Annotated in this window: 22 protein-coding genes; 12 read left to right on the top strand and 10 right to left on the bottom strand. The window is 66.7% G+C overall.

Features of this window, described 5'->3' with window-relative positions; translation table 11 throughout:
• Window positions 1-126 precede the first annotated feature (126 nt).
• The 3 genes from FGX59_RS31235 to iolE (FGX59_RS31225) all read left to right on the top strand — a co-directional run bounded on the left by FGX59_RS31235 (window position 127) and on the right by iolE (FGX59_RS31225) (window position 2,990).
• Window positions 127-1,173, top strand: a complete 1,047-nt coding sequence (locus FGX59_RS31235; RefSeq protein ID WP_138471756.1) for a Gfo/Idh/MocA family protein — start codon at window positions 127-129, stop codon at window positions 1,171-1,173.
• Window positions 1,174-1,181: 8 nt separating this feature from the next.
• Entirely contained in the window at window positions 1,182-1,982 is an 801-nt protein-coding gene (locus FGX59_RS31230) for a TIM barrel protein (protein WP_138471755.1), read from the top strand.
• Window positions 1,983-2,081: 99 nt separating this feature from the next.
• Window positions 2,082-2,990, top strand: coding sequence for a myo-inosose-2 dehydratase (gene iolE, locus FGX59_RS31225; RefSeq protein WP_138471753.1), 909 nt, complete (start codon window positions 2,082-2,084; stop codon window positions 2,988-2,990).
• A 70-nt stretch (window positions 2,991-3,060) separates the two neighbouring features.
• On the opposite strand, the gene FGX59_RS31220 is transcribed toward iolE (FGX59_RS31225), so the two are convergent.
• Complete coding sequence (locus FGX59_RS31220; protein WP_138471751.1) at window positions 3,061-4,077, bottom strand: LacI family DNA-binding transcriptional regulator; 1,017 nt, start codon at window positions 4,075-4,077, stop codon at window positions 3,061-3,063.
• Window positions 4,078-4,199: 122 nt separating this feature from the next.
• Between FGX59_RS31220 and iolG the strand changes: the two genes are divergently transcribed.
• Genes iolG through FGX59_RS31200 form a run of 4 tightly spaced genes read left to right on the top strand, consistent with a single transcriptional unit; the run spans window position 4,200 to window position 8,366 of the window.
• The gene (iolG, locus tag FGX59_RS31215) at window positions 4,200-5,207 is read left to right on the top strand and encodes an inositol 2-dehydrogenase (protein WP_138471749.1); all 1,008 of its coding nucleotides are present in this window, start codon (window positions 4,200-4,202) and stop codon (window positions 5,205-5,207) included.
• Between the two features lie 2 nt (window positions 5,208-5,209).
• Window positions 5,210-6,136: a myo-inosose-2 dehydratase gene (gene iolE / locus FGX59_RS31210; RefSeq protein ID WP_138471747.1), complete on the top strand. Its 927-nt coding sequence runs from the start codon at window positions 5,210-5,212 to the stop codon at window positions 6,134-6,136.
• Complete coding sequence (locus FGX59_RS31205) at window positions 6,133-7,329, top strand: Gfo/Idh/MocA family protein (RefSeq protein WP_138471745.1); 1,197 nt, start codon at window positions 6,133-6,135, stop codon at window positions 7,327-7,329. The genes iolE (FGX59_RS31210) and FGX59_RS31205 overlap by 4 nt, the downstream gene beginning before the upstream one ends.
• A complete protein-coding gene (locus FGX59_RS31200; RefSeq protein WP_206078490.1) occupies window positions 7,329-8,366 on the top strand; it encodes a Gfo/Idh/MocA family protein in 1,038 nt (345 codons plus the stop codon). Before FGX59_RS31205 ends, FGX59_RS31200 begins: the two co-directional genes overlap by 1 nt.
• An 84-nt stretch (window positions 8,367-8,450) precedes the next feature.
• Here FGX59_RS31200 and FGX59_RS31195 read toward each other — a convergent pair whose 3' ends face one another.
• From FGX59_RS31195 to FGX59_RS38280, 8 genes are all read right to left on the bottom strand, one after another.
• Entirely contained in the window at window positions 8,451-9,860 is a 1,410-nt protein-coding gene (locus FGX59_RS31195) for a sugar porter family MFS transporter (RefSeq protein WP_138471743.1), read from the bottom strand.
• A 273-nt stretch (window positions 9,861-10,133) separates the two neighbouring features.
• Window positions 10,134-11,165 carry a LacI family DNA-binding transcriptional regulator gene (locus FGX59_RS31190; protein WP_138471741.1) on the bottom strand — a complete coding sequence of 344 codons (1,032 nt, stop codon included), beginning with the start codon at window positions 11,163-11,165 and terminating at the stop codon, window positions 10,134-10,136.
• Window positions 11,166-11,267: 102 nt separating this feature from the next.
• On the bottom strand, window positions 11,268-12,584 hold the full coding sequence (locus FGX59_RS31185) for a cytochrome c (protein ID WP_138471739.1): 1,317 nt from the start codon (window positions 12,582-12,584) through the stop codon (window positions 11,268-11,270).
• Window positions 12,585-12,588: 4 nt separating this feature from the next.
• The gene (locus FGX59_RS31180) at window positions 12,589-14,361 is read right to left on the bottom strand and encodes a GMC family oxidoreductase (protein ID WP_138471737.1); all 1,773 of its coding nucleotides are present in this window, start codon (window positions 14,359-14,361) and stop codon (window positions 12,589-12,591) included.
• Window positions 14,362-14,392: 31 nt separating this feature from the next.
• On the bottom strand, window positions 14,393-15,121 hold the full coding sequence (locus FGX59_RS31175; RefSeq protein ID WP_138471735.1) for a gluconate 2-dehydrogenase subunit 3 family protein: 729 nt from the start codon (window positions 15,119-15,121) through the stop codon (window positions 14,393-14,395).
• 311 nt (window positions 15,122-15,432) lie between these two features.
• Entirely contained in the window at window positions 15,433-16,686 is a 1,254-nt protein-coding gene (locus tag FGX59_RS31170) for an SLC13 family permease (protein WP_206078489.1), read from the bottom strand.
• Between the two features lie 796 nt (window positions 16,687-17,482).
• Window positions 17,483-18,046: a zinc-binding dehydrogenase gene (locus tag FGX59_RS38285; RefSeq protein ID WP_206078488.1), complete on the bottom strand. Its 564-nt coding sequence runs from the start codon at window positions 18,044-18,046 to the stop codon at window positions 17,483-17,485.
• Window positions 18,047-18,451 (bottom strand): alcohol dehydrogenase catalytic domain-containing protein, encoded by a 405-nt coding sequence (locus tag FGX59_RS38280; protein WP_206078487.1) that lies wholly within the window; start codon window positions 18,449-18,451, stop codon window positions 18,047-18,049. It lies immediately after the preceding gene.
• Between the two features lie 75 nt (window positions 18,452-18,526).
• Between FGX59_RS38280 and FGX59_RS31160 the strand changes: the two genes are divergently transcribed.
• Window positions 18,527-19,405, top strand: coding sequence for a LysR family transcriptional regulator (locus FGX59_RS31160; RefSeq protein WP_138471734.1), 879 nt, complete (start codon window positions 18,527-18,529; stop codon window positions 19,403-19,405).
• 570 nt (window positions 19,406-19,975) lie between these two features.
• Here FGX59_RS31160 and FGX59_RS31155 read toward each other — a convergent pair.
• Window positions 19,976-20,785, bottom strand: coding sequence for a MurR/RpiR family transcriptional regulator (locus FGX59_RS31155; protein ID WP_138471731.1), 810 nt, complete (start codon window positions 20,783-20,785; stop codon window positions 19,976-19,978).
• A gap of 174 nt (window positions 20,786-20,959) precedes the next feature.
• Here FGX59_RS31155 and FGX59_RS31150 point away from each other — a divergent pair, with 174 nt between their 5' ends.
• From FGX59_RS31150 to tkt, 4 genes are all read left to right on the top strand, one after another.
• The gene (locus tag FGX59_RS31150) at window positions 20,960-22,009 is read left to right on the top strand and encodes a TRAP transporter substrate-binding protein (RefSeq protein ID WP_138471729.1); all 1,050 of its coding nucleotides are present in this window, start codon (window positions 20,960-20,962) and stop codon (window positions 22,007-22,009) included.
• A gap of 103 nt (window positions 22,010-22,112) precedes the next feature.
• Window positions 22,113-22,679 carry a TRAP transporter small permease gene (locus tag FGX59_RS31145; RefSeq protein WP_138471727.1) on the top strand — a complete coding sequence of 189 codons (567 nt, stop codon included), beginning with the start codon at window positions 22,113-22,115 and terminating at the stop codon, window positions 22,677-22,679.
• The gene (locus FGX59_RS38275; RefSeq protein ID WP_206078486.1) at window positions 22,676-23,965 is read left to right on the top strand and encodes a TRAP transporter large permease; all 1,290 of its coding nucleotides are present in this window, start codon (window positions 22,676-22,678) and stop codon (window positions 23,963-23,965) included. The genes FGX59_RS31145 and FGX59_RS38275 overlap by 4 nt, the downstream gene beginning before the upstream one ends.
• A gap of 26 nt (window positions 23,966-23,991) precedes the next feature.
• Window positions 23,992-26,010: a transketolase gene (tkt, locus tag FGX59_RS38270; RefSeq protein ID WP_240722813.1), complete on the top strand. Its 2,019-nt coding sequence runs from the start codon at window positions 23,992-23,994 to the stop codon at window positions 26,008-26,010.
• Window positions 26,011-26,362 lie beyond the last annotated feature (352 nt).

Raw genomic sequence — 26,362 nt, 5'->3', positions numbered from 1 at the left:
GAAATTCGACGGCGTGCTGTCGAACTGCGTCTTCGGCTGGGAAGACCGCGCCGAGGACAGCGCCCGCTTCATGCTCTCCGAGACCAAGCGCTACATCGACACGCATTTCAACTGAGGCTCATCCCCATGACCATCGCCCAGACCATCTCCGCCGCCACTTCGGCCCGCAGCCTGCGGGTCGGCGTCATCGGCACCGGCATGATCGGCCGAGACCACACCCGCCGCCTGGCGCAGGTGCTGGCCGGCGCGACCGTTGCCGGTCTCTACGACTACAGCGCCGAGGCCGCTGCCGCCGTCCAGGCCGAGCTCGCCCCGGATGCCGCCGTCTTCGCCACCGGCGAGGCGCTGATCGCTTCCCCCGAGGTCGATGCCGTGCTGGTGACCTCGCCCGGCTTCACCCACGAGGCCTATGTGCTGGCCGCCATCGCTGCCGGAAAGCCCTGCTTCTGCGAGAAGCCGCTGGCGACCACCGCCGAGGGCGCGCGCCGCATCGTCGAGGCCGAGGCCGCGCATGGGACGCGGCTGGTCCAGGTCGGCTTCATGCGCCGCTACGACGCTGGCTACCGGATGCTGAAGGAGGTCGTGGACAGCCGGATCGGCCAGCCGCTGATGGTCCATGCCGCCCACCGCAACCCCTCCGTGCCCGACCAGTACGTCACTCCCATGGCGATCCACGACACGCTGATCCACGAGATCGACGTGTTCCGCTGGCTGCTCGATGACGACTATGTCTCTGCGCAGGTGATCTTCCCGCGGAAGTCCTCCAATGCCCATGACAAGGTGGCGGATCCGCAGATCGTCCTGCTGGAAACCGCAAAGGGCATCCGCATCGACGTGGAGGTCTTCGTCAACTGCCGCTACGGCTACGACATCCAGTGCCAGGTCGTCGGCGAGGACGGGCTCGCGAACCTGCCCGAGCCGATGTCGATCACGATGCGCAAGGACGCGGCGCTCTCCAACCCGATCCTGACCGACTGGAAGGACCGCTTCGTCGCCTCCTACGATGTCGAGCTGCAGGACTGGATCCAGGCCGCACTGGCCGGAACCGCCTCCGGGCCCTCCGCCTGGGACGGCTATGCCGCCGCGATCACCTCGGATGCCTGCGTCGCCGCGCAGGAGAGCGGCGAGATCGTCAGGATCGACCTGCCTGCCCGCCCCGCCCTTTACGCATGAGGTCCGCCATGGATATCGCCATCAACCACATCTGCGCTCCGAAGCTGCCGCTCGAGGAATTCTTCGCCATGGCGAAGCGCCTCGGCAGCACGAAAGTCGAGATCAGGAACGACATTCCCGACGTGATGGGGACGCACCAGCCCGGCGACGTCCGCCGGGCGGCCGAGGCGGCCGGCGTCGAGATCCTTTCGATCAACGCGCTCTACCCGTTCAACACCTGGTCCGGCGACCTGCCGGAGCGCGCCGTCGCCATGGCCGACTACGCTGCCGCCTGCGGGGCGAAGGCGCTGGTGCTCTGCCCGCTCAATGACAGCACGCCGGTCTCCGAGGCCGATGCCACCGAGGCGCTGAAGGCGCTTGCCCCGATCATGCGCGCGCGAGGGCTGAAGGGCCTGGTGGAGCCGCTGGGGTTTCCGGTCTCCTCCATGCGTAGGAAGGCCACCGCCATCGCCTGCATCCAGGCCGCAGGAGGCGAGGATGTCTTCAAGCTCATGCATGACACGTTCCACCACCATCTTGCGGGCGAGACGGAATTCTTCCCCGAATGGACGGGGCTGGTGCACATCTCCGGCGTCGTCGATCCCGGCGTGGCGGTCGAGGACATGCTCGACGCGCACCGCATCCTGGTCGACGCCAATGACCGGCTGGAGAACATTCCCCAGGTCAAGGCGCTGCTCGCGGCGGGCTATGCCGGCCCGTTCTCCTTCGAGCCCTTCTCCGAGGACCACTGGGCCCTGCCCGATCCGGAGGCCGCGCTGAGGGACAGCATCCTCCACGTGACCGGCGCCGTGGCGACGGCCGCCGCCTGACCCTTCGGGGCTGTACATCCTCCTGCAGCCCCGTCCGGGTGCCGCGTTGATCCCTTGCGCGGCGCCCGGCCTTTTCCAACCCTGATCCCGGTGAGCCCCATGATCCTGTTCGGCACCAACCCCATCGCCTGGTCCAATGACGACGACTGGTCGATCGGCGACCATCTGAGTCTCGAGGACTGCCTGTCCGACTGCCGCCAGATCGGCTTCGACGGCATCGAGAAGGGCCACAAGATGCCCGACGAGGGCCCCGCGCTGAAGGCCGCGCTCGGCGAATACGGCCTGCGCTTCGCGGCCGGCTGGTTCTCGACCAGCCTCCTTTCCAGCGACATCGCGACCGAAGTGGCCCGGCTGCGCGACTGGATCGCCTTCACCAGGGCGGCGGGCGGCAGCCATGTCAATGCCTGCGAATGCTCGAACACCGTCCATGGCAACGATGCGGTGGCGGTGAATGACCGGCCCGTCATGAGCGATGCCGACTGGGACCGCTTCTCGGCGGGATACGAGGAACTCAGCCGCGTGGCGCATGAGGAAGGCATGGCGATGGGCTATCACCACCACATGGGCACGATCATCGAATCCGGCGCCGATATCGACCGTTTCATGGCGATGGCCGGACCGCATACGCGGCTACTGCTCGATACCGGCCATGCCTGGTTCGGCGGCTCGGACCCGGCAGAGCTGGCCGCGAAGTACATGGACCGGGTCAGCCATATCCATTGCAAGAACGTCCGGCCGGACATCGCCCGCCAGGTCCGCGACGAGGGGCTGAGCTTCCTCGAGGGCGTCCGCCGCGGCGCCTTCACCGTACCGGGGGATGCCGAGGGGATCGTGGACTTCGAACCCGTCCTCGCCGAGGCTGCCAGGTCGGGCTATTCGGGCTGGATCGTGATCGAGGCCGAGCAGGACAGCGCCCTGCGCAATCCGTTCGAATACCAGGATCTCGGTCTGAAGACGCTGAAGCGCCTCTCTGCCAGGGCCGGCCTGACCGAGACCGCCGCGGCCTGACCGGCTGCGCGGCACGCTGCTTGCCCTCCGCGCGCCCCGGCGGCGCGGAAGGCCGTATGCCTCCCCCCGCTCAGCAGGTCTCGACCATGTGGATCTGCACCGGGGTCAGCGTGGTCGCGGGCCCCTTGTCCAGGCGCCCGAAGCGCGCGGCCAGCACTTCGACCGCCATGCGCACTTCCAGCGCCGGATTCTGGTCGATGACAGCATCGATCAGCCCCTCGCGCAGGAGTTTCCGGCGGTCCTCGGTCAGTTCGTGGGTGATGACGACCAGGTCGCGCGCCCTGCCGGCCGCGCGGATCGCGTCGGCCACTTCCCGAGATCCGGCCGATGCATTGTAGATCCCGCGAAGGTCCGGCCGGTCGCGGAGCGCGCGGAAGACCAGCTCTCCCGCCCGCCCGCTATCCTCCCGGCTCTCGACGACCGCCGCAACGCTGCAGGCCGGGTGGCGCTCGGCCAGAACGGCGCGGAAGCCCTGCTCGCGCTGCTCGTGGCCGATCATGCTCAGAAGCCCGGCGATCACCAGCACCGCGCCGCCCGGCGGACCGATCAGCCGCCCCATGAGATCGCCCGCCACGCGGCCGGACCGGATATTGTCCGGCCCGACATAGACCCGCTCTCCCTCTGTCCGGATGTCGGTGCCGATCGTCAGCACCGCCCGTCCGCGCGCGATCTGCCGGTCGAGCGCGGCGGCGATCGCCGGATCATGCAGCGCGCAGACCACGAACCCGTCATGGCTGCCGCCGAGGCTGTCGATCTGCGCGGCCACTTTCGCCGGTTCGGTCGGGACCAGGTGGTGGATGCGGAACTCCATGTTGAGCCCGGCATGCATGCGCCGTGCCGCCTGGAACCCGGCCTGCAGCTCGGCATGGAAAGGGTTGGCGGGCGGCTGCAGCAGCACCGCAATGCGGATCGTCCGCGCCGGGCGCTGGTCGAGCATCCGGTCGAGCTTCAGCCGCCGCGCCGCTTCGAGCACGCGCGCTTCCTTCTCCGCGGCAACCCCGCCGCGGCTGTTCAGCACCCGGTCGACTGTCGCCGTCGAAACACCGGCCTCGCGCGCGACGTCTTTTGCATTAGGCTTCCGTGGCATAGCGCCTTCCTTGATCAAATCACATCAAAGGTGCCGTTCCCCGAAGGCCTAGCACCGCGCTAGCCTCCGCTCAAGCTGCCACGGAAGAGGAGCCTCGGCGGCCGCATCTGGAGAGACATGGAATGATCGAACTTGCCGTGTTCGGCGCCGGACGCATGGGCCAGATCCATGCGCGGAACGCCGCCCTGCACCCTGCCGTGCACCTGAAATACATTGCCGATCCGGTCGCCAGCGAGGCCCGGGACGCCGTCGCCGCCGAGCTCGGCGCAATTCTCGCAACGCCGGAGGAGGTCTTCGCCGACCCGGAGATTTCCGGCGTCGTCGTCGCCAGCTCGACCGACAGCCACGCCGCGCTGATCCGCGGTGCCGCAGAGGCCGGCAAGGCCGTCTTCGCCGAGAAGCCGATCAGCCTCGATTTCGCCACCGTCCTGGAGGTCGCCGCTGATGTCGAGGCATCGGGCGTGCCGTCGATGCTGGGCTTCCAGCGCCGCTACGACGCGCCCTTCCGCGCGCTCAAGGAGCGGATCGGCAGCGGCCGGTCCGGGCGGCTGGAAACGGTGCTGATGCAGTCGCGCGATCCGTCCCCGCCGCCTGCCGCCTATGCCGGGACCTCGGGCGGATTCTTCCGCGACAGTGCCATCCACGACATGGACATGGCGCGCTACCTGCTCGAGGAGCCGGTCGCCCGGGTCTATGCGACCGGCGCCTGCCTGGTCTCCGAGGAGCTGGGCGCGATCGGCGATATCGATACCGGCATGATCGCGCTGACCACCCTCTCCGGGCGGATCGCCACCCTGATGAACTCCCGCCGCGGGCCAATGGGCTACGACCAGCGGCTGGAGGCCTTCTGCGCGCGGGAAGTGCTGAGCGTCGGCAACCAGCGCGAGTCGACCCTGACCGTAGCGGCCCCGGACGGCGAGACCCTGCAGCCGCCGGTGAACTACTTTCTCGAGCGCTTCGCCCGGGCCTATGCCGACGAGATGGACGCCTTCGTCCGGCTCGTTGCCGACGGCACCCCGCCGCTCGCCACGATGAAGGACGGGCTGGAGGCACAGCGCCTCGTCGAAGCTGCCATCCGGTCGCTGGAGACCGGCCTGCCCGTGGACCTCACCCCTGACTGGAGACCCTGACGATGACCCATGACCTTTCTATCCTTCCGCCGGGTGTCCGCCTGGCCGTCAGCCCGCTGAGCTGGGCCAATGACGTGCTCGAGGATCTCGGCGCCGGCATCAGCCTCGACACCTGCCTGTCGGAGGCCGCGGCGGCGGGCTACGAAGGCACCGAGCTTGGCCGCAAGTATCCTCGCGATCCGGCGGTTCTGGGACCGCTTCTGCAGGAGAAAGGACTGTCGCTCGCCTCCGGCTGGCATTCCGGCGAGCTGGCCGGGCGCAGCGTGGCTGCGGAGATCGGGGCCGTCGCAGATCATGCGCGCCTGCTGCAGGCGCTCGGCTGCAAGGCGATGGTCTATGGCGAATGCGCGATGATGGCGCCGGGCGCACCGCTCGACGCGCCGATGTCGGCGCGCCGGATCATGCCCGCAGGCGAGGTCGCCGCCTATGCCGCGCGGCTGACCGAGTTCGGACGGCACCTGCAGGAGGAATACGGGCTGGCGCTCGCCTACCACCACCACCTGATGATGGTGGCCGAAACGCTGGAGGAGATCTCCGCGCTCTTCGATCTCTGCGGCCCCGAGGTCGGGCTGCTTCTGGATACCGGCCACGCGGTGGCGGCGGGCTTCGGCTACGAGGAGCTGATCGCGCGCTTCGGCGACCGGATCGTGCATATCCACCTGAAGGACGTGAGGCGCGCCGAACTGGCTGCCGTGCGGGCGGGCGACCTGAGCTTCAACGATGCCGTGCGCGGCGGCCTGTTCACCGTGCCCGGCGACGGCATGGTCGATTTCGCGCCGCTCGCCCGCTTTGCCGCCTCGTCCGGCTACCGGGGCTGGATGGTCGTCGAGGCCGAGCAGGACCCGGCCAAGGCGCCCCCTGCCCCGGCGGTCTCCCGCGCCTTCGCCCATGTCCTTTCCGTCTTCGCAAGCCAGGAGGTCAGCGCATGACCCGCACGCTCAATATCGGCCTGATCGGCTCGGGCTTCATGGGCCAGGCCCATGCCGATGCCTTCCGCCGCGCCGCAATGCTCTACCGCAATCTCCCTGCCCGGCCGCATCTTTGCATGCTGGCCGATGCCACGCCGGAGCTGGCCGCCTCTGCGGCCGCGCGCTTCGGCTTCGAGCGCTCCACCGGAAACTGGCGCGAGCTGGTCAGCGACCCGGCGGTCGATGTCGTCGACATCACCTCGCCGAACCTCATGCACCACGAGATGGCCATGGCCGCCATCGCCGCGGGCAAGCATGTCTATTGCGAGAAGCCGCTTTCGGTGACCGCGGCCGAAGCCGAGGAAATGACTGCCGCCGCCAGGGCCGGGGGCGTGCGCACCATGGTCGCCTTCAACAACGTCAAGACACCCGCCGCGATGCTGGCCAAGCAGCTGATCGAGGCAGGCGAGATCGGCACGCCGATGCGGTTCCGCGGCTGGTTCGACCAGGGGTTCTTCAACGATCCAGAGCTGCCGTTCTCGTGGCGCTGCACGCGGCGCGAGGCGGGCTCCGGTGCGCTCGGCGATCTGGGCAGCCATGTCATCTCGGTCGCGCAGTACCTGATGGGCCCGGTCGAGAGCACCATCGCCCAGACCCAGACCTTCTTCCCCACCCGCCCCGTCCCGCAGGGCGGCTCGGGCTACGGCGCGAAAGCCGGGCAGGATGCGCCGCGTGCCGAGGTCGAGAACGAGGACCAGATCCAGGCCATGGTGCGTTTCGCCTCCGGCGCCGGCGGCACGATCGAGGCCAGCCGCGCAGCCGCCGGAAAGGTCTTCGGCATCTACTGGGAGGTCTCGGGCACCGGGGGCACCATCGTCATGGACGGGGAGCGCTTCAACGAACTGAAGATCGCCCGCTTCACCGACCCCAAGCCCGACCGGGGCTTCAAGACCCTGCTGGCGGGCAGCCAGGTCGAGCAGTTCGGCGGCTTCTTCGGATTCGACTTCGCCGGCGGCGGCCTGGGCTATTTCGACGTCAAGGTGATCGAGGTCCATGACCTGATCCACGGCATCATGGGCGGCGGCTGCTTCCCCGACTTCGCCTTCGGGCTCGAGAATGTTCGGATCATCGACGCGATGGAACGCTCCCTTGCGACCCGCACTTGGGAGGACGTCGCGACGGCTCCTGCAACCCGCAACCTGGAAACGATCTGATGGACGGAATGACCGCACCCGGCTTCCCCGCTGCCCTGCCTGCAAGCCGCGTTCCCGACCCGATGGCGGCCCCGTCCATCCGCTGGGGCATCCTCGGCACCGGCTGGATCGCGAAGCAGTTCATCGCCTCGGTCCGCGCCCATACGCGGCAGGACATCGCCGCTGCCGGCTCGCGCACCGGTGACAGCGCCGCGCGCTTCGCTGCCGAGCAGGACATCGCCACCGCCCATGGCAGCTATGCCGCGCTGGTGGCCGATCCGGCTCTGGACGTGATCTACGTGGCGACGCCGCACAACTGCCATTTCGAGCATTGCAAGCTGGCCCTCGAGGCGGGCAAGCACGTCTTCTGCGAAAAGCCGCTGGCGCTCGACCATGCCGAGGCGGCCGCGCTCGCCGGCATCGCCCGCAGGAAGGGCGTGTTCTTCGCCGAAGCGCTCTGGAGCTACTTCCTGCCGAAATTCGACGTGCTTCAGCAGATCCTGGACTCCGGCTGCCTCGGCGAGATCAAGTCGGTCCACACGGAGTACGGCGAGTACTTCACACGCGACCACCGCATCTTCGACCCCTCCCTGGCGGGCGGACCGCTCTACGATCTGGGCACCTATCCGGTTTCGCTGATCTCCAAGCTCATGGGCGTTCCCGCGCAGGCCGTTGGGCTGAAGCAGATGGACCCCTCCGGCGTGCATGGCCAGCTGTCGGTCATCATGGCGGACGAAAAGGGCAACCAGGGCACCATGTCCACGACGCTCTACGGGCTGACGCCGACCAACGCCGTGATCGTCGGAACCGACGGCACCGTGCGCTTCGGCTCCGAGTTCAACCTGCCAGGTCCGTTCCAGGTGATCTCGGCCGACGGCACCCTCTGGCTCGATTACGACGAGCCGGTCGGGCGGCATTTCGAGGGGCTCTGCTACGAAGCCGCCGAGGTCGCCCGATGCATCGCCGCAGGCAGGACCGAAACGCCCTGCCGCCCGCTGGGCGCCACGCTCGACATGATGCGGACGCTCGACATGATACGCGCCGCAACCGGGCTCTGAAACCGGACAGGCCGGGGCTCTCGCGTCCCGGCCTGTCCGATCTTCCGCGCGGCCCCCTGTCCGGAGGCCGCTGGCATGTCGGGTTCAGGCGACCCGCGCCTGCATCTCCTGCTCGAATTCCTCCAGCGTCTTGCCGCGCGTCTCGGGCACGATGACGGCGAGAACGGCCATGGCGGCGCAGCCGAGCACCGCGAAGACGAAGAAGGTGGCGCCGATCCCCAGCGCCGCGACCAGCGGCGGGAAGGCGAAGGCGACAGTCGCGTTCGCGATCCACAGGGCGAAGACGCAGAGTCCCATCGCGAAGCTACGGATCTTGAGCGGAAAGATCTCGGCCAGGAGCAGCCAGACCAGCGGACCGATCGTGCCCTGCATTGCGAAGACGAACCCCACGGTGAAGCCCAGGATCAGCCAGGGCTTGGCGGCCACATCCGGCAGCAGGAACACCGATAGCCCGACCAGCAGGTGGAATACCGTCGTGACCGCGAACCCGCCGATCAGCATGGTTCGCCGGTCGAACTTGTTGATCAGCGCGATGCCGCCGAGGATCCCCGCGAGGCTGGCCAGGCCGTAGAGCGTATTGGCAATCACGGCCGCCCGGGCGGAGAAACCTGCATCCTGCAGGAGCTGCGAGCCGTAGTACATGATCGAGTTGATGCCGGTCAGCTGCTGGAACACGCCGAGCGCGATGCCGATCCAGATCAGCCGCTTGACCCAGGGCTTGGCGAGCTCTGCAAGGATGCCTGCCGTTTCCTCGCGATCGAGGGCGGCCATCTCGCGGACCTCGCGCAGCTCTTCCGCCGCGCCTTCCGGGCTGCGCACCTGGCGCAGGACCGCGAGCGCTTCGTCGTCCCTGTCCTGCATTGCAAGCCAGCGCGGGCTTTCCGGCATCCTGAGCATGCCGATCATCAGCGCAACGGCGGGCAGCACTGCCACGGCCAGCATCAAGCGCCAGACATGCTCGCTCGCGCCCCAGAAGGAATAGATCACCGCATTGATGACGAAGGCGGCGAACTGGCCGCCGACGATCATCACCTCGTTGCGGGTGACGAGGCTGCCGCGGCGCTCGTGCGGTGAAACCTCGGCCAGGTAGATCGGCACGATCGCCGAAGCCCCGCCGACCGCCAGGCCCAGCACCGCGCGGAACGCCGCCAGCACCTGCCAGGAGGGTGCCAGCACGCAGCCCAGCGTTCCGGCGATGAAAAGGACCGACAGCAGAATGATGTTGTGGCGCCGTCCGTGGAGATCCGCCAGCCGTCCGCCCAGAACTGCGCCGAAGGCGGCGGCGAAGATCAGGATGGAGACGGTGAAGCCCTCGATGGCCGGGCTCATCGCCAGATCGGCCTTCATGGGCTCCAGTGCGCCATTGATCACGCCGGTGTCGTAGCCGAAGAGCAGCCCGCCGAGGCAGGCGATCACGGTGATCAGGTTCAGGCGCCGCGAATGAGCGCCTTCCGCGTCGGGGGGCGTGTCGGTCGTCATGGTCTGTTCTAGCATGTACCCTTGTCCACTTGCTGTCCAACAGTGCCAGGTGCCGGCGGAAAGCGGCGGCAGCCGGGCCGGAGAAGCCATTCGGGCACAAGGGCGGGAAAGTCGGGGACAAGGCACGCCGCAGCGCGCCGGGACGGATGGCACCGTCCGCGTCTTCTCCTCCCCGGCACGCCCCGGGCCTCGCTCCTCCGCCTTGGAAGGTATCTGCATCCCACCTGTGCAGGCAGGTCGAATCTGATGAAATTTGATCGAACTTCGCCCTTGCATCCGAGCCGCTTGTCAGACCGTCTCGCTGATCCGGATTTCGACCGGCACCCCCTGCTGCTGGCGCTCTGGCGGCGATCCGAACACGACCGCGCTCTCCATCATGGCCACGACCGCCTCCACGACTTCGCGGGTCGGATGGCTCAGCACGGCGTCGACCCGGCCCTCTGACAGGGCAGCATCAACGGTTGCCCCGAGCTCCGTGCCGATCACCACCAGACCGCTGCGCCCGTCCGCTGCGATTGCACGCAGCACCCCGTGCAGACCGCCGCCCGCCACGAGGATGGCCGCGATCTCCGGTTCCGACTGCAGGATCTCTGCCGCGAGCGCCTCGGCTGCCGCGTCGCTCTCGCCGGTTTCGGCTGGCGGCAGAAGCAGGAGCGGGCTGCAGTGCTCTTCCAGATAGCTGCGGAAGCCGGCTTCGTAGCCGCGATGGGCGGAATAGCCGCGAGAGCCGAGGAACAGGGCGACCCGGCCCGGCCGCCAGCAGAGCCGGTGCATCATCCAGCCCGCGCCGCGCCCCATCTTGCGCGGATCCGCCCCGGCATGGCCCGCAACCGCAGGGCAGGTGATGTCCGACAGCATGGAAAAGACCGGGATCCCGCGCAGGGCAAGGCTTGCTACCGCTGCGTGCACCTCTGGCGCATCCACCGCGACCGCCGCGATCGCGCTGCAGCTCTGGCCGAGGCGAAGCAGTTCTCCGGCGGCCTCCGCGGGGGCAACCGATTGCAGATGGCGGATCTCGGCAGTGCCGCGGATTTTCGACGAGGCCCTCGTGCGCTCGGTCAGCCGCTGCGCGAAATCGGCATAGAGCGCACGCTCGTTGCCATTCAGCAGAAAGCCCAAGCGGGCTTCGGGCACCGTCTCTGACAGGCGCTCGCGGATCACCGGAACGCCGTGGAAGCCGATCCTCCCGGCAACCTCGAGCACATGGCGAAGGGTTGCGGGCTTCACCTTGCTGCGGCCGCTGAGGATGCGGTCAACCGTCGAGAGGCTGACCCCGGCAAGGTCGGCCACGTCCTGCATCGTGGGGCGGTTGGACATCATTTTCCCGTCATGCGTGCACTCCCTTGCCGGGCAATATCCGCGACTCCGCCCGCGTCGCAACCGGTTTGACAGAGCGGCAGACGGCCGCTCCGTCCGATTGCGTCAGAACCCGGAAGCGGCCTTGTCCCGAGCTGCAAGCGCTCCGCGCATATCGGCAACCTGTGCCGGATCAACCGGCATGCCCGCATTCGACCATGCGTTGCGGATATAGGTCAGAAGCCCGGCGATCTGGGCGTCGTCATATTTCCACGCGAAGGACGGCATGCCCGCGCCGGTGGGTTTCGCGCCGCTGTGTCCTGCGCGCGCACCTTCCAGCATCACGCGGACCAGGCTCGCCGGGTTCTCCGACAAAAGCGCGTGATTGCCGTCGAAGGCCGGAACCAGGTCGCCCATGCCCTCGCCCCGCGTGCCATGGCAGGCCGAGCAGCTCACCTCGTATTGCAGCGCGGCTCCATGCATTTCCGGGCTGGCCGGATCGACCTGCTCCGGGCGTGCGACATCCGAGCCCGGAACGGACTTGAGCCATGCCGCCATTGCCAGCCGGTCATCCTCTGTCAGGTACTGCAGCGAATGTTCGACTGCTTCGGCCATCGGCCCGGAGGCCATCGCCTTGCCGTCGGTTGCCGTGCCGAGATACTCGGCCACGTCGGCGGCAGAGACATCGCCGAGCCCCTGATGCCGGTTCGAGGTGATCTCGGGCGCGAGCCAGCCATCGACGACAGCGCCCTGGAGATATGCGCTTCCGATCTCCGCGCCGAGCGCATTGCGCGGGCTGTGGCAGGCCGAGCAATGGCCGGGGCCGTCGACCATGTACTGGCCGCGGGCCAGCTGTGCATTGCCCGGGGCCGGCTCGAAACCGGAACCGTCGAAGAACAGCATGTTCCAGCCCAGCATCGCCAGCCGGATACTGTACGGAAAGGCCATGCCGCCATTCTCGTCGACGGAATTCCTCACCGGCGCGACCGTGGACATGTAGGCCCAGAGGTCGTGCATGTCCTGGTCGGAAATCCTAGCATAGGCGGTATAGGGCATGGCCGGGTAGAGGAACCCCTTCTGGCCCTGCCCGTGCCGCACGGCATCGAAGAAATCGCGCTCGGTCATGGCACCGATGCCGGTTTCCCGGTCAGGCGTGATATTCGAGGAGACCAGCGTGCCGAAGGGCGTGGCGATTTCGTAGCCGCCGGCGAAATCGCCCTGCTCGCGCGTGTGGCAGGCGGCGCAGTCGGCCGCGCGCATGATGTACTCCCCGCGCGCCACCGCTTCCGGGTCGGCCGCACCGATGTCGGCCAGCGCGACGGCGTCATCCGCCACCGCGTTGCGCCACGTGTCGGCAGTGCGCCAGGCCCAGATCCCTGCCCCAGCCGCTGCGATCAGGACCAGGGCCGCGACGCCGCCTGCGAATGCCTTGAAATTTGCCATCGCGTCAGGCCTCCACCAGAGGGCCGGGATTCCGGACATAGTCCTGATGGATCGCCTGTGCCGCTCGGATCGCAAGCGCACCGACTGTGGCAGTCGGGTTGTAGCCGGAATTCATCGGAAAGACCGATGCGGAACAGACGAACAGGTTGTGGCAGTCCCAGCTCTGCAGGAACGGGTTGACCGCCGAGGTCTGCGGGTCCGCCCCCATCGGCGTGCCGCCGATGACGTGATCCGAAGCGATCACTGCGGTGGTGAAAGGCCTGTCGGCGAAATTGAAGGGCGTGATGTGCTGCGCCCCCATTTCGCGCGCGATCTCCACAGCGCGGTCCATGGTGTATTTCGCCATGTTCCGGTCGGACTGCGAATAGTCGTAGGTGATCCGCAGCAGCGGCTGCCCGAATTTGTCCCTGTAGGTCGGATCGAGGTCGAGATAGCCGCGCTTGACCGGCATCGACGAGCCCTGGTTGAAGATCGTCGTATAGGTCTGGTAGCTGTCGCGATAGGCCTGCTTGAAGCCCGTCCCCCAGCGCGGGCTGCCCTCGGGCAGCTTGCCGGCCTTCGAGATCGGCGCTCCGTCGCGAGCGAGCGTGAGCATGCCGGCCCCATGCAGGAAATCCAGTTCGGAGTGGTCGAAATTGTCGGCGTTGAAGTCGTCGATCTGGCTTCCCAGACCGCCGGCGCCGATGAAAGGGTTCATCTGCTCGCCCTCGATCCACATGTCAGTGCCCGAGACGGTCTGGAAGGTGAAGTTCCGCCCCACCGTGCCCTCCTGCGTGTCCGGGTCATAGGGCCTGCCGATGCCCGAGGTGAGCATCAGCCGCGTGCAATCGACCATGAAAGCGGTCAGGCAGACAATCGCCGCGTCCTGGATGTGCTCTTTTCCCTGAGCGTCGACATAGGTGACGCCGGTCACGGTCCTGCCGTCGGCGGCCTTGTTGAGGCCTGTCACGCAGCTTTCGGTGATCACGCGGAAATTCGGGCGGCGCATCAGCACCGGGAAGACGCAGGCCTGCGGCGAGGACTTCGAATAGTTGCCGCAGCCATAGCCCAGGCAGAATCCGCAATAGGTGCAGGCCCCCATGCTGACGCCCAGCGGGTTCACGTAGGGCTGGCTCAGGTTCGCGACCGGGATCGTGAAAGGGTGATAGCCCATCCGCGCGGTCGCCTCGCAGAACACCTCCATCGAGCGCAGTGTCTTCAGCGCCGGCGTGGGATAATCGCGCGCACGCCAGCCTTCGAAGGGATTGCCGCCGGGCTGGATCTCGCCCTCGAGGTTCCCGGCCTTTCCGGAGATGCCCGCAATCCGCTCGAAGCGGTCGTAGAAGGGCTCCATCTCGTCATAGGTGACGCCCCAGTCCTGCAGCTGCAGTTCGCCGTCCTCGGCCCGCGCGTAGCCGTAGCGCTCGATGGTCTGCGAGCGGATCTCGAAATCGTAGGGATCGAACCGCCATGACATTCCTGCCCAGTGGAATCCCGCCCCTCCGACGCCGCCGCCCAGCTCGAAAATGCCGAAGTCGCGCTGGGGCACAGCCGTCTGCCCGGTCGTATTGCGGAAAGTCAGCGTGTTGTCTTTCGGCGGGGAGAACAGCTCCTTCCGGATGCCCCAGCGCAGCTCGTCCGGATCGACGGCGGGCGGAGTGTGGGTCGAGGTGTCCATCCAGGGGCCGCGGTCGATCGCCACGACCTCCAGCCCCGCGCGGGTGAGTTCCTCGGCCATGAGCGAGCCCGCCCAGCCGAGACCGACGACAACGACGTCGGCTTTCCTGTTGGTTGCCATGCTATAGCTGCCTCGTGAAGATCGTAGGGGCTCAGTCGCGCGGGATCAGGCTGACGGGCTCGAGATCGAGTTTTTCGCCGGTGCGATCCGCGTAGAGCCGGTAGTCGTAGCGCGCGCCGGGAAAGCCGATCAGCCGCCAGCCCGCCATGTCGCGGTTCCCGCCATAGATCGGGTCCGAGAAATATCCCTCGCGCACATTGGCCAGCAGCAGCTCGAAGAAGGCCTTCGTGTTCACCTCGGACGACAGCTCGACCGAGCCGTCTTCCATGCCCTTGAGGATCTCGTCCTTGCGGTCGGGCTGCAGGTCGGCAAAGGACGCCCCGTCGGTCTTCTGCGCCCAGGCCTCCAGAGCGTTCAGCCCGGCTTCATACCGTTCGCTCGGTGTGGCGATGAACTGCGGCGACTGGCTCAGCGCGTCCTCGCCGGCCATCTTCGGACCCTCGCGGTAGAGCGCCGCGCCCGCGCCGTAGCGGCCGGCCAGCTGGGCATCCAGGAACTCGATGCAGCCCGCCTCCGAGGCAGACGGCCCGAGGTCGTCGGCCGGGATGAGCCGGTCGAAGACCGCAGTCACTGTGGCCCTCTGGCGGTCATCCGTCAGCACCTGCATCTGGCCGCCGGGGATGACGGCGCGCGGCAGGAAGCCCCGGTCCAGCGCCATGTCCGCCGGATATCCGCTCATCTCCGCGGCAGCGCCCCTACTCGCGACGGTTCCGGCCGCGGTCAGCGCGCCGAGGGAAAAAAGCGCCTCTCGCCTGTTCATCGCTTGTCCTTCCGGTCAATGCCTTCCGGACAGCACGCCCCGCGGAGGTGCAGTGCAGAGCATCACAGCTCCGCATGGCCGGAAGTCAGTTTGCATGCGCTGCCGGAGCATCCGAACCCTGCGGGATGTCCGGTCAGCAGTCCAGCCCGGTTACCTCGCGATTTCTGCACGAACAATATGACTTTCCGGGCTGGTGCCTCCGCCTTTGCAGAACCTTTCATTTTGGCATGTTCCTTCCAGATCACTTGGCCTCTGGCTCATCTCGGAAGGCCAGCGGCAGCGGACCATTCACTGTTCCCAAGTGCCGGTCTTCATGCCTGCAGGCAAAGGCGGACGAAGAGGGCAGCCAGAAATGCAGGCGGCATGACGCGCAGTCCGATCCTCAGGAATTGTCCCGCCGTGACGCCAAGCCCTGCCCGGCGCAGTGCCGCGAGCCACAGGAGCGTGGCGAGGGAGCCAGTGACCGACAGGTTCGGACCGAGATCCACACCGATCAGCATGCAGTCCCTCATCAGATCTCCGAGCCCTCCCGCCGTGGCCACCGCGGCGGACGCCAGGCCGACAGGAAGGTTATTGGCCAGATTTGTCGCGACCCCGACCGCCAGTCCGGTCAGTCCCGCCGCTACCTGCGGAGACATGGCCGACATCTGCCCGAGCCATCGGCCCAGATCCGTCAGCACCCCCTGCCGGTCCAGCATGTCGACCAGGACGAATAGCCCGGCGACCAACGGCAGGACGCCCCAAGCGATATGCCCTAGCAGCGGCATTGGCGATCGGCGGGTCGCCAGGGCCACTGCCGACACCACTGCTATTCCAGCTCCCAATGTGGGCAGCCCCAGGTCACCGCCAAGTCCCGATACCGAAAGCAGGAGCACAGCCGAAAGACCGAGTCCTGCTGCCGCAATCCGACCGCCGCAAGAAAGCGCGGGCATCTCTGCGTTGGACGGCTGCGCTTCCAGCTCCCGTTGCATCACCCGACGCAGGGCAAGATAGCTGACAAGAATGGCAGCGAGGGCAGGAAGGAAAAGCCTGGCGAGCCATTCCTCAAGATCCGGCAGTGCGCCGTGGTAGATAACGAGATTCGCGGGGTTGGAAATCGGCAGGACAAAACTGGCCGCGTTGGCGACGATCGCACAACCGAAGAGATATGGCATCGGTGGCACCTTCGCATGGCGGGCGGCCGCGAAAACGGCGGGCGTGAGCACAACCACGGTCGTGTCGTTTGAGAGGAAGGCTGTCACTCCCGCACCGACCAGGTACAACATCAGGAATAGGCGCTGCGCTGAACCGGAAGCCATCCGGACAGCATGCGCGGCGAGGTAGTCGAATAGACCTTCGCGTCCGGCAACCTCGGCGAGCAGCATCATGCCGACAAGGAAGAAGCAGACCTCCCTTGCATCCCCGACGGCAGCCATTGCGGCCGATGGCGGCAGGGCGTCGGCGCAAACGACCGCGACAGCGCCAACTGCGGCAAATACCCAGTCGGGCCAGCCAAAGGGACGCAGGATCACGCCTGCCGTCGCCAATGCGGCCATGGTGAGCCCGGTAACGTCCGTCGCCGTCAACCCACCCAACTCCCAACATGGCTCCTGCTTCTGCCTATCCTAGCCCGGTGCTGCCAACTGGCCTGACCCCGAACTGAGGGTCCGGGCGTCGGCCGACACCTTGCAGGCGAATTAAACCCCTACCTCAAAGCGGTCCATCGCTTGCAGAGGTGGCTTTCGGCACCGCGCTCCCTTCGCCCCCATGGCGATAATCTCGAGATATCGCAGCAAAAGGAGAATGCAATGAAGATATCGGTCATCGGAGCTAGTCTCGGCAAGAATTCCTGATCTTGTCCCGGGACGCTCCCCACTCGCCTTGGTCAAGTACCGATCGCACCCCCCGTGTCCCGGGCCCCTGGATTCTCTCCGCCGTGGCCGCAGCCCTGGGAGCGATCTTGCTCTCCCCGCGCGTCCTGGCTGGACGCATTCAGGCGTGGCGGAGCCAGCGTTCTGCGTTGAGGCCGCCGCTACATCGTATTGCCGCATGTCTTTTTCAGCGGCGCGCTGCTGAGGGCTGGGCCTGTATCCTGAACGCGTCGCGGCATTTGCTGTGGATCGTCACCAAACCGTAACCCTGTCCGACCAATAGGTAACTATCTGCCTTTATGTAATAAATTCATGCTCGTTACTGGTTTCGATCAGTGCCGATCGTGACCGGGCTCGAGCAGAAAAATCTCGGTATAAACAGCTGGTTGCAAGCCGGATGGGCAGGGTCACGGTTTGATGCCGATCCACACCGAAGCAGCAGATCGGCCCGGCCCGCAGCTTTCTCGTCATACTGATCGGCCGAGGTGCGGACGGCGGCTTTCGTTCTCGCTCAGATCGCGAGGAGTGGCGTGCCTGTCGTGGCGCCATTCTCGAGGAAAGTGTGTGCCGCGCTGGCGTCGGAAAGCGCAAATTGCGGCCCCTCTGGTCTCCCTGGCCCGGCGCTCAAGGCGGTCATTGCCTCGGTTGCAACCCTTTCGTAGCGGGCAGGGTCCGCGAGATAGGCCATCACGCTTGGCATATGAAACGCAAGGCTTCTCTGCGGGCCCAGATCCTTCGCCGAGAGCGAGCCAAGCTCGCCGCCCGCTTGGCCGACGCTTGCGAAGGTACCGAACTTTGCGGTCGCCTCTAGAGAGGCCCTGAAGGTCGGCTCCCCGATGCCATCTATGGTGAAATCCACGCCCTGGCCATCGGTCCATTTTCGAGCTTCCCCCGCGATGTCCGCGTTCCGGCCGATGACGACCTGGTCAGCACCGTGCGCCAGGGCAAATTCAGCCTTCGCATCGGTGCTCGCCGTGGCCATGATCCGAGCGCGCAGCCGCTTGGCCCAAGGTATGACGATGCTGGCCAGCCCACCTGCACCGGCATGGATCAGGATCGTCGTGCCCGGCGTCACCTAGTGGACCTTGCGAAGCAGCATATGCGCCGTGCAGGCTCTCAGCAGGCTGCTGGCGGCGAGCTCGCTGGAAACATCATCGGGAAGCTTTATCGCGCGCCAGGCGGGCAAGAGCCGCGTTTCGGCATATCCTCCCACGGCCCCTGCGTAGCCGATACGATCCCCCACCGCGATTTGGGCGACACCTTCGCCGACGGCTTCCACCACGCCCGCGCCTTCCACCCCGAGTACGGCAGGCATGGAAAGAGGGTAAATTCCTCTCCGTTGATAGATGTCGATGAAATTCACGCCTGCACCAGTCTGACGCAAACGGATTTCTCCAGGGCCGGGATTGCCGATGTCACGCGAGACAAACGATAATTTCTGCACCCCACCGGGGGCGGATAGCTCGACGACATGCGTCATGATGTACCTCTTTCCGATCTGACGAGACGGAATATTCGTGACATCTGGGCTGCATGGAATGCATAGATCGTACACTTGATTGATGCAGAAATGCATTTCGAAACGGTGCGGTGCATGGATTGGGAAAACATTCGCTTCTTCATTGCCTTGGTCGAAACCGGCAGTACCGCTTCTGCCGCGCGCGAATTGGGCGTCGAACGAACCACGGTTACCCGGCGGATGCAGGCACTCGAAAGCGAGACTGGTCTTGCCCTGTTCGACCGGCGCGGACGGCAATTGGCTCTGACCGCGGCGGGGCGCGATTTTGCCGATGCGACCCGGCCGATGATGGAGGCCGCCCATCTGGCGGCGAGATGCGCGGCGGGGATGCGACCCGGCATGAGCGGCCGGGTCACGATCTCCGCCCCGCCCGCCTTGGCCAGAGCCCGGCTAATCGGTCCGCTCCTGTCACTCGGCCGGGAATACCCTGAGCTGGAGATAAAGCTCGCCGGAGAAATCGAGTTCGCCTCGCTGCCACGCGGTGAGGCCGATATTGCGGTGCGCCTGTCGCGGCCGCAGACGGGTGATCTGGCGGTCTCCAAACTCGGCTCCATCGCGTTTCGTCTATACGCGCATCGCGAGTACATCGCGGATACCTCCGAGGAGGACCGGCGGTATATCGGTCAGGGCGACGTTCGGAACGCCATGCCGCAACAAGTTGCGCTCAACCGGATCGCTGACGGGAGGTTTGCCTGCTATGCGGACGACCTCGATCTGCAGCTGGCGGCGGTCTTGGCCAAGGGCGGCATCGCGGCGCTTCCCGATTTCCTGGCGGTAGACAAGGACGAACTGACGCTGGTGGGATCAGGTGAACCACTTCTCGTCCGCGAGATCTGGTCTGTGACCCATAACTCGCAGCGCCATCAGGAACGGATCAGGCGGACGATCAAGGTTTTGAGAATGGCGTTGAAATGATGAGTCGGCATTGCGGGCACTGCCATTCGTGCTAGTTCCAGTATTCGGCGATGGGGGCTCTCAACGGCCTTGCGGCGGCGCGGAAGCCTGGCGCTGGCGCCGATGGCTCATCGGATGTGGATTGGCACCAAACCGTGACCCTGTCTGATTAACAGATAACTATCTGTCTTTATGTAATAAATCCATTCTCGTAGCGGGACCCGATCGGCGCCGATTGGGACCCGGCTCGAGCAGAAAAGTCTCGGCATAAACAGCTGGTTGCAAGCCGAATGGGCAGGGTCACGGTTTGATGCTGATCCACAGCGAAGGGCCTTGATGTGCCGATTGGAGACTGACCGTGCACCGCCTTTTTCTCCGCCAGCTTCAAGCGACGACTTTCGATCTCGGCCCTTCCCTGGGCCGAGCAGGCGTCCATGGCGGTGATGCAGATTTGAGTTTCGGCAGCCTCACGGTCGGGATCTGCGACGGCAACACCGGCAGAATCGGACTATAGCCTTGCCGACTGTAGGTGAACTCGACAGCGGGGACGTCGCCAGGGCGCAACCCGACAGGCCAGGGCACCGCCTCCAGCTATGCCTCCTCGAGCGCCGCGAAGGCCAGCGCCCGAAGCAGGCAGGTGGCTCCGGCCAGGGCGCCGCGGCGGTTCGGCACCAGCCCCCTGAGTGTCAGCCGGTGCGTCGCGGCCGCGGCCAGCGGGCTGAGATCGCTGTCGGAAATGGCGATCACCGTGCCGCCGCGCTCGATATGGGCATGGGCCTGCTGGACCACCGAGGGCTGGTAGGGTGCGAAGCTGATCGCGACCGTGACATCGCCGGGCCCGGCGAGCTGGGACTGGCGCAGGGCGAAGCCGCCGGTATTGTCGAGCAGCACGCATTGGCGCCCCTCCTGCAGGAGCGACCAAGCGAAGAGCGCCGCAAGCGGATAGGACAGGTGCTGGGCAGTAACGAAGATCGTCTGCGCCGCCTTCAGCTCCGCCGCGACGCGGTCGAAATCCGCGCGGTCGACCGAGCCGCCGAGATCGGCCAGCTCGGTCTGCGCCGCCGCCATGAAGAGCGACAGCGGATCGCCCTCATCGCCCGCCGGCGGGGCCTCGGCATTGTCGAGCTCGCGCATGCGGAACATCAGGTAGTTGGAGAAGTCGCGCTTCATCTCCGAGAAGCCGGAATAGTCCATCGCCTGCGCGAAGCGCACGAAGGTCGAGGGCGGCAGCGACAGCTGCTCGGACAGGCGGCTGACCGTCTCAACGGCCATGACCTCGGGATTGTTCAGAGCGAATTCGGCAATCGCCTGCAATTGCTTGCTCATTTTCGGATAGCGCTCGACGATCCGCGTCCTGAGCGAGGCGAAGTCCCGCACATCCCTCTGATTGTCCATCTTCATCTGGTGCTCCCTTTGAGGCGACCCTAGCCGGCCTGTGCGGAGCCGTGAATGAAATTTTTCACTTGCTGGATTGAATAGAATTTTTCATACGAGAGCAGTCGGCGCGAGTCGACCTGACAAACGCACGCCAGGGCGCGAGGATGGAGCCGCTCTGCCGTGCCAGGGAGGAATCAGATGACCTGTCGTTTCAACCGCGCCGCGCTTGCGGCCGCGGCGCTGGTGGGGTGCGCCCTGCCGCTGCACGCCGCTGAATTCACCATGAAGATCGCGTCCGGCACCCCGGCCGATCCGATGGCACTGCCGGCCTCGGCCTCGCTGGCGATCTTCGAGGCCAAGGCCGAGGAATATACCGGCGGCCGTCTCGACGTGCAGGTCTTCCCCGACGGCCAGCTCGGCGACCAGCTCTCGGGGCTGCAGCAGGTCAAGTCCGGCGAATTGCAGGGCAGCGAGCTGGCGATGGGCGTCCTGGGCAACCTCTTTCCCAAGATCACCTTCACCGACCTGCCCTATGTCATGCCCGACATGGCCGTCGCGCAGCAGCTCTACCGCCGCGACAACCCCTTCATGAAGCAGATCCTCTCCGAGATGGAGGACACGACCGGCGTCGGCGTGCTGTTCTTCTCGCCGCAGGCCTACCGGCAGCTCACCACCAAAGGCACCCAGGTGAAGACCGTCGCCGATCTGGAAGGGCTCAAGATCCGCACCATGCAGGTCCGGCCCCATATCGAGATGTTCAACGCCACCGGCGCCCGCGCCACGCCGATCCCGTGGCTCGAGGTCTATTCCAGCCTGCAGACCGGAGTCGCCGACGGCCAGGAGAACCCGCTGGCCACGATCCGCTCCTCGAATTTCAACGAGGTCCAGGACTACATCACGCTGACCTCGCATGTGCATCTGGTCGGCGCCGTGACCTACAATGTCGACTGGTTCGAGGGGCTGCCCGAGGACATCCAGCTCGCCGTGCTGAAAGCAGGCCAGGAGGCCAGCGTCGGCGCCGAGGCGATCGCGCCGCTCTACGACATCATCAACATGAAATGGCTGGCCGAGAACGGGACCGAGATCTACCAGCCGACCCCGGAGGAGATCGCCGAGTTCAAGGCGGTCATGCAGCCTCCGGCCTTCGAATGGTTCGAGAAGAACATCGACGGCGGCGACCAGGTGCTCGCCGATCTCGAGGCCGAGATCGCGCGCATCCAGGAGAGCTTCAAGGCCCTCAAGTACTAGGCGCCAACTTCCCGCCGGCGGACGGTGTCCCGTCTGCCGGAGCGCGGCCGCCGCAGTCCCGCGGCGCCGCCCCCCCTCCCTTCCTTCTTGCTGGAACCCTGCCATGGCCAAGCTTGCCGGCTTCAATGGCCTGGAGCGGTGCCTGATCCGCTTCTGCCAAGTCCTCGACTACCTCATGAGCGCGCTGATCTTCGCGATCTTCGCCATCCTGCTGCTGCAGGTCCTGTCCCGCTATGTCTTCAACCTGCCGCTCTACTGGGTCGAGGAGCTGGCGAAGTACATGATGATCTATGTCACGATGATCGGCGCCGCGATCGCCTATCACCGCGAAGGCCATCCGCGGCTGACCATCCTCTACCACCGCTTCGGCGAACCCGGGCGGCTCTGGTACGAGCTGGCGCTGCGCGTGCCGGTCGCGGTGCTGCTCGGCGTGCTGGTCAAGGTGGGCTACGGCTATGCCGAGTCCAATTCCTGGATCACCTCTCCCGGCCTCCAGGTGTCGTTCTACTGGCCCTTCATGGGGATCCCGATCGGCGCGGCCTGCGTGCTGGTCGTGCTGGCCCTCGACAGTCTCGACATCCTCTTCCACCGCCGCAGCTGGCTGATGGGGCTCAATGTCCCCGCCCTGCCGCGCGGCATCGACGACGCTGCCGAGGAGTATCCCGAATGAGCCTCGCCCTGCCGCTCATGCTGTTCCTGTTCGCGGCACTCGCCATTCTCGGCGTGCCGCTCTCCTTCGCGACGGGCATTGCCGCGCTGGCCTATTTCCTTGCCGCGGAGATGTCGCTGAGGACCATCGTCCACCAGTTCTTCACCAGCATCGACTCCTTCGTGCTGCTCGCCGTGCCGCTCTTCGTCATGACCGGCCATGTCATGGCCGCCTGCAAGATCACCGACGGCATCATCAACCTCGCCAACCTGGCCGTAGGGCGGTTCCGCGGCGGGCTCGCCCAGGTCAACATCCTGGCCAGCATGATGTTCGGCGGCTGCTCCGGCTCGGCGCTGGCCGATGTCGCGGGGCTCGGCTCCGTGCTGGTCCCGGCGATGAAGAGGAACGGCTATTCCGAGGACTTCTCCACCGCCGTGACCGTCGCCTCCTCGGTGCAGGGGCCGATCATCCCGCCGTCGATCCCGATGGTGATCTTCGCCTCGGTCGCGCAGATCTCCACCGGCGCGCTGCTGGTCGGCGGCGCGGTGCCGGGCGTGCTTCTGGGACTGGCGCAGATGGGGCTGGTCTACGCCATCGCCCGCCGCCGCAACTACCGCGCGGCGGAGACCCGCTATACCCGCGCCCGCGTCCTGGCTATCCTGAAGGAGGCCGTGCCCGCCGTGCTGATGCCGGTCCTGCTGATGGGCGGCATCCTCAGCGGGACCTTCACCCCCACCGAGGCGGCCGCCGTCGCGGTGGGCTACGCGCTGATCCTCGGGCTGGCCGTCTACCGCAACCTGTCCTTCCAGGCCCTCGTCATGATCGGCGCCCGGGTGGCGCGCGACACGGCCGCGATCTTCTTCCTGATCGGCACGGCCGGCATCTTCGGCTGGATCCTCGCCTCGGCGCAGATCCCGCAGAAGGCGGCCGACATGATCTCGGCGATGTCGCTCAATCCGGTGCTGTTCCTCCTGCTGGTGAACGTGCTGCTGCTGTGCTGGGGGATGTTCATGGACGCTGCCCCCGCGATCCTGATCCTCGGGCCGGTCCTGACCCCGATGGCCGTGGCGCTGGGGATCGATCCGGTGCAGTTCGGCGTGGTCATGGTCTTCAACCTGATGATCGGGCTGATGACCCCGCCCTACGGGCTGTGCATCTTCGCCGGCGTGGCGATCACCAACTGCACCGTCGGATCGATCTCGCGCGAGATCTGGCCCTTCCTGCTGGTCAGCATCGGCGTACTGCTGCTGATCTCCTTCGTCCCTTCCCTCGTGCTCTTCCTGCCGGCCCTTGCCGGGCTGAACTGAGCCTGACTCCGCAAAAGGACATTCTCATGGCTACCCTCACCCAGGAACGCCCGGAAACCGCCCCGGCCGCCGCTCCCGAGCGCATGGCCCATGCGCTGCGCTTCCTCACCGTCGATGCCGTGGCCGCGGCGCAGTCCGGCCATCCCGGGATGCCGATGGGCATGGCGGATGTCGCCACCGTGCTCTTCACTCGCTTCCTGCGCCACGATCCGCAGGCGCCGCGCTGGCATGACCGCGACCGGTTCGTGCTGTCGGCCGGGCATGGCTCGATGCTGCTCTACGCGCTGCAGTACCTCACAGGCTATGCCGACATCACGCTCGAGGACCTCAAGGCGTTCCGCAAGCTCGGCTCGAAGACGGCCGGGCATCCCGAATACGGCAATCTCGCCGGGATCGAGGCCACCACCGGCCCGCTCGGCCAGGGCTTCGCGACTGCAGTGGGCATGGCCCTCGCAGAGCGGATGATGCGCGCGGCTTTCGGAGCCGATACCGTGGACCACTACACCTATGTCATGGCCGGGGACGGCTGCCTGATGGAGGGCCTCAGCCAGGAGGCGCTGAGTTTCGCCGCCCACCAGAAGCTCGACCGGCTGATCTGCTTCTTCGACGACAATGCCGTGACCATAGACGGGATGACCGACCACGCCACCGGCGAGAACCAGCTGGCCCGCTTCCAGGCCGCGGGCTGGGACGTGCGCGTCATCGACGGCCACGACCATGCCCAGATCGCCCAGGCGATCCGCGCGGCCAAGGCGGCGGCGGCGCCCTCGCTGATCGCCTGCAAGACGGTGATCGGCTACGGCTCCGAGCTGAAGGCCGGGAAGCCCGCCGCCCATTTCGGCGCGCTCTCCCCGGAAGACGACCGCCGGATGCGCGAGACCCTCGGCTGGGAGGCGGCCGCCTTCGATGTGCCCGCCGATGTGCTCGAGGCCTGGCGCGCAGCCGGGATCCGGTCCGGACAGGCGCGGCTGGACTGGACCGCCCGGCTTGCCGCGCTGCCCGCCGGACGCCGCGCCGAGTTCGAGCGCCGCATGGAGGGCCGCCTGCCCGATGGCTGGGAGGCGGAGATCGACGCGCTGATCGCGGCCGAGAACGGCGCCGCCGCCGCGACGCGCATGTCGACCGGCCGGGTGCTCGAAGCGCTGGCCGGTCCCCTGCCCGAGCTGGTCGGCGGCTCGGCCGATCTCGCCGGATCGACCCAGACCTGGCCCGCGGGCTTCGAGGTCCAGAGCGCGGACAACCCGGCCGGGCGCTACATCCCCTTCGGCGTGCGCGAGCATGCGATGGCGGCGATCATGAACGGCCTTTCGCTGCATGGCGGCTTCCTTCCCTATGGCGGGACCTTCCTGTGCTTCATCGACTATGCCCGCCCCGCGCTGCGGCTGTCGGCGCTGATGGGGCTGCGCGCGCTCTATGTCATGACCCATGACGCGGTCACGGTCGGCGAGGACGGGCCCACCCACCAGCCGGTCGAGCATCTCGCCGGGCTGCGTGCGACGCCCGGTCTCGACGTCTACCGGCCCTGCGACATGATCGAGGCCTACGAGTGCTGGAAGCTCGCCCTTGCCAAGGCGGACAGGCCCGCGGTGATGTGCCTGTCGCGCAACCCGCTGCCGCCGCTGCGCGGCGCGCGGGACGGCTCGGCGGGCGCGGCGCGCGGCGGCTACGTGCTGCGCGAGGCGACGGGCACGCGCCAGGTGACGCTGATCGCCACCGGCTCGGAAGTGCAGTACGCCGTCGCCGCGCGGGAGATGCTCGAAGCCGAGGGCATTGGCGCCGCCGTCGTGTCGCTGCCCTGCTGGTCGCTCTTCGACGCCCAGCCGCGGGACTACCGCGACGCCGTCCTCTGCCCGGACAAGTCGGTGGCAGTCTCGGTCGAGGCGCAGTCCACGCTCGGCTGGGAGCGCTATGTCGGCCGCCGGGGCAAGGCGATCGGGCTCGACCGCTTCGGCGAATCCGGTCCGGCGAGCGAGCTGATGGCGCATTTCGGCTTCACCGCCGCGGCCGTCGCCGCGGCCGCCCGGTCGCTCCTGGCGGAAACCTGAGCAGGGCCGCCCCGCGATGACGGCGCGGCCCGCCGGCATGGAGGGAAAGCCGGGAAAAGGCAGATGCCGTCATCCTCGTGGGTCTGCAACGGGCAGGCCCACGGCAGGCGGCGCTGTTTCAGCTGTAGATCGGCATCAAACTGCGATCCTATATAATTCATACATATCTGATATAACGTAAAAAATCATGTTCCCGTGGCGGGTCCACTTCGGTTCAGGCCGGAACCCGGATCGAGCAGAATAGTCTTCTTGTAGACAGCTAGTCACCTGAATCTAAAGTCCCTGACATACGGTCTTTTGGCAGAAGCGCTTCACTGAGGCGAGAATTTCGTCTGCGGACTTGTGCCAGCGA

The organism is Poseidonocella sp. HB161398, assembly GCF_005870025.1.
Taxonomy (GTDB): domain Bacteria; phylum Pseudomonadota; class Alphaproteobacteria; order Rhodobacterales; family Rhodobacteraceae; genus Mangrovicoccus.
The sequence above is the reverse complement of the archived record's forward strand: the minus strand, read 5'-3'. Positions and strand labels throughout refer to the sequence as shown.

Coding starts and splice junctions, on each gene's coding strand:
- iolE (WP_138471753.1), top strand. CDS start 2,082: ATGATCCTGTTCGGCACCAACCCCATCGCCTGGTCCAATGACGACGAC.
- FGX59_RS31220 (WP_138471751.1), bottom strand. CDS start 4,077: ATGCCACGGAAGCCTAATGCAAAAGACGTCGCGCGCGAGGCCGGTGTT.
- FGX59_RS31180 (WP_138471737.1), bottom strand. CDS start 14,361: ATGGCAACCAACAGGAAAGCCGACGTCGTTGTCGTCGGTCTCGGCTGG.
- FGX59_RS31155 (WP_138471731.1), bottom strand. CDS start 20,785: ATGAAGATGGACAATCAGAGGGATGTGCGGGACTTCGCCTCGCTCAGG.
- FGX59_RS31185 (WP_138471739.1), bottom strand. CDS start 12,584: ATGGCAAATTTCAAGGCATTCGCAGGCGGCGTCGCGGCCCTGGTCCTG.
- FGX59_RS31190 (WP_138471741.1), bottom strand. CDS start 11,165: ATGATGTCCAACCGCCCCACGATGCAGGACGTGGCCGACCTTGCCGGG.
- FGX59_RS38280 (WP_206078487.1), bottom strand. CDS start 18,451: ATGACGCATGTCGTCGAGCTATCCGCCCCCGGTGGGGTGCAGAAATTA.
- FGX59_RS31175 (WP_138471735.1), bottom strand. CDS start 15,121: ATGAACAGGCGAGAGGCGCTTTTTTCCCTCGGCGCGCTGACCGCGGCC.
- tkt (WP_240722813.1), top strand. CDS start 23,992: ATGGCTACCCTCACCCAGGAACGCCCGGAAACCGCCCCGGCCGCCGCT.
- iolG (WP_138471749.1), top strand. CDS start 4,200: ATGATCGAACTTGCCGTGTTCGGCGCCGGACGCATGGGCCAGATCCAT.
- FGX59_RS31195 (WP_138471743.1), bottom strand. CDS start 9,860: ATGCTAGAACAGACCATGACGACCGACACGCCCCCCGACGCGGAAGGC.
- FGX59_RS31205 (WP_138471745.1), top strand. CDS start 6,133: ATGACCCGCACGCTCAATATCGGCCTGATCGGCTCGGGCTTCATGGGC.
- FGX59_RS31230 (WP_138471755.1), top strand. CDS start 1,182: ATGGATATCGCCATCAACCACATCTGCGCTCCGAAGCTGCCGCTCGAG.
- FGX59_RS31150 (WP_138471729.1), top strand. CDS start 20,960: ATGACCTGTCGTTTCAACCGCGCCGCGCTTGCGGCCGCGGCGCTGGTG.
- FGX59_RS31200 (WP_206078490.1), top strand. CDS start 7,329: ATGGACGGAATGACCGCACCCGGCTTCCCCGCTGCCCTGCCTGCAAGC.
- FGX59_RS31145 (WP_138471727.1), top strand. CDS start 22,113: ATGGCCAAGCTTGCCGGCTTCAATGGCCTGGAGCGGTGCCTGATCCGC.
- iolE (WP_138471747.1), top strand. CDS start 5,210: ATGACCCATGACCTTTCTATCCTTCCGCCGGGTGTCCGCCTGGCCGTC.
- FGX59_RS38275 (WP_206078486.1), top strand. CDS start 22,676: ATGAGCCTCGCCCTGCCGCTCATGCTGTTCCTGTTCGCGGCACTCGCC.
- FGX59_RS31235 (WP_138471756.1), top strand. CDS start 127: ATGACCATCGCCCAGACCATCTCCGCCGCCACTTCGGCCCGCAGCCTG.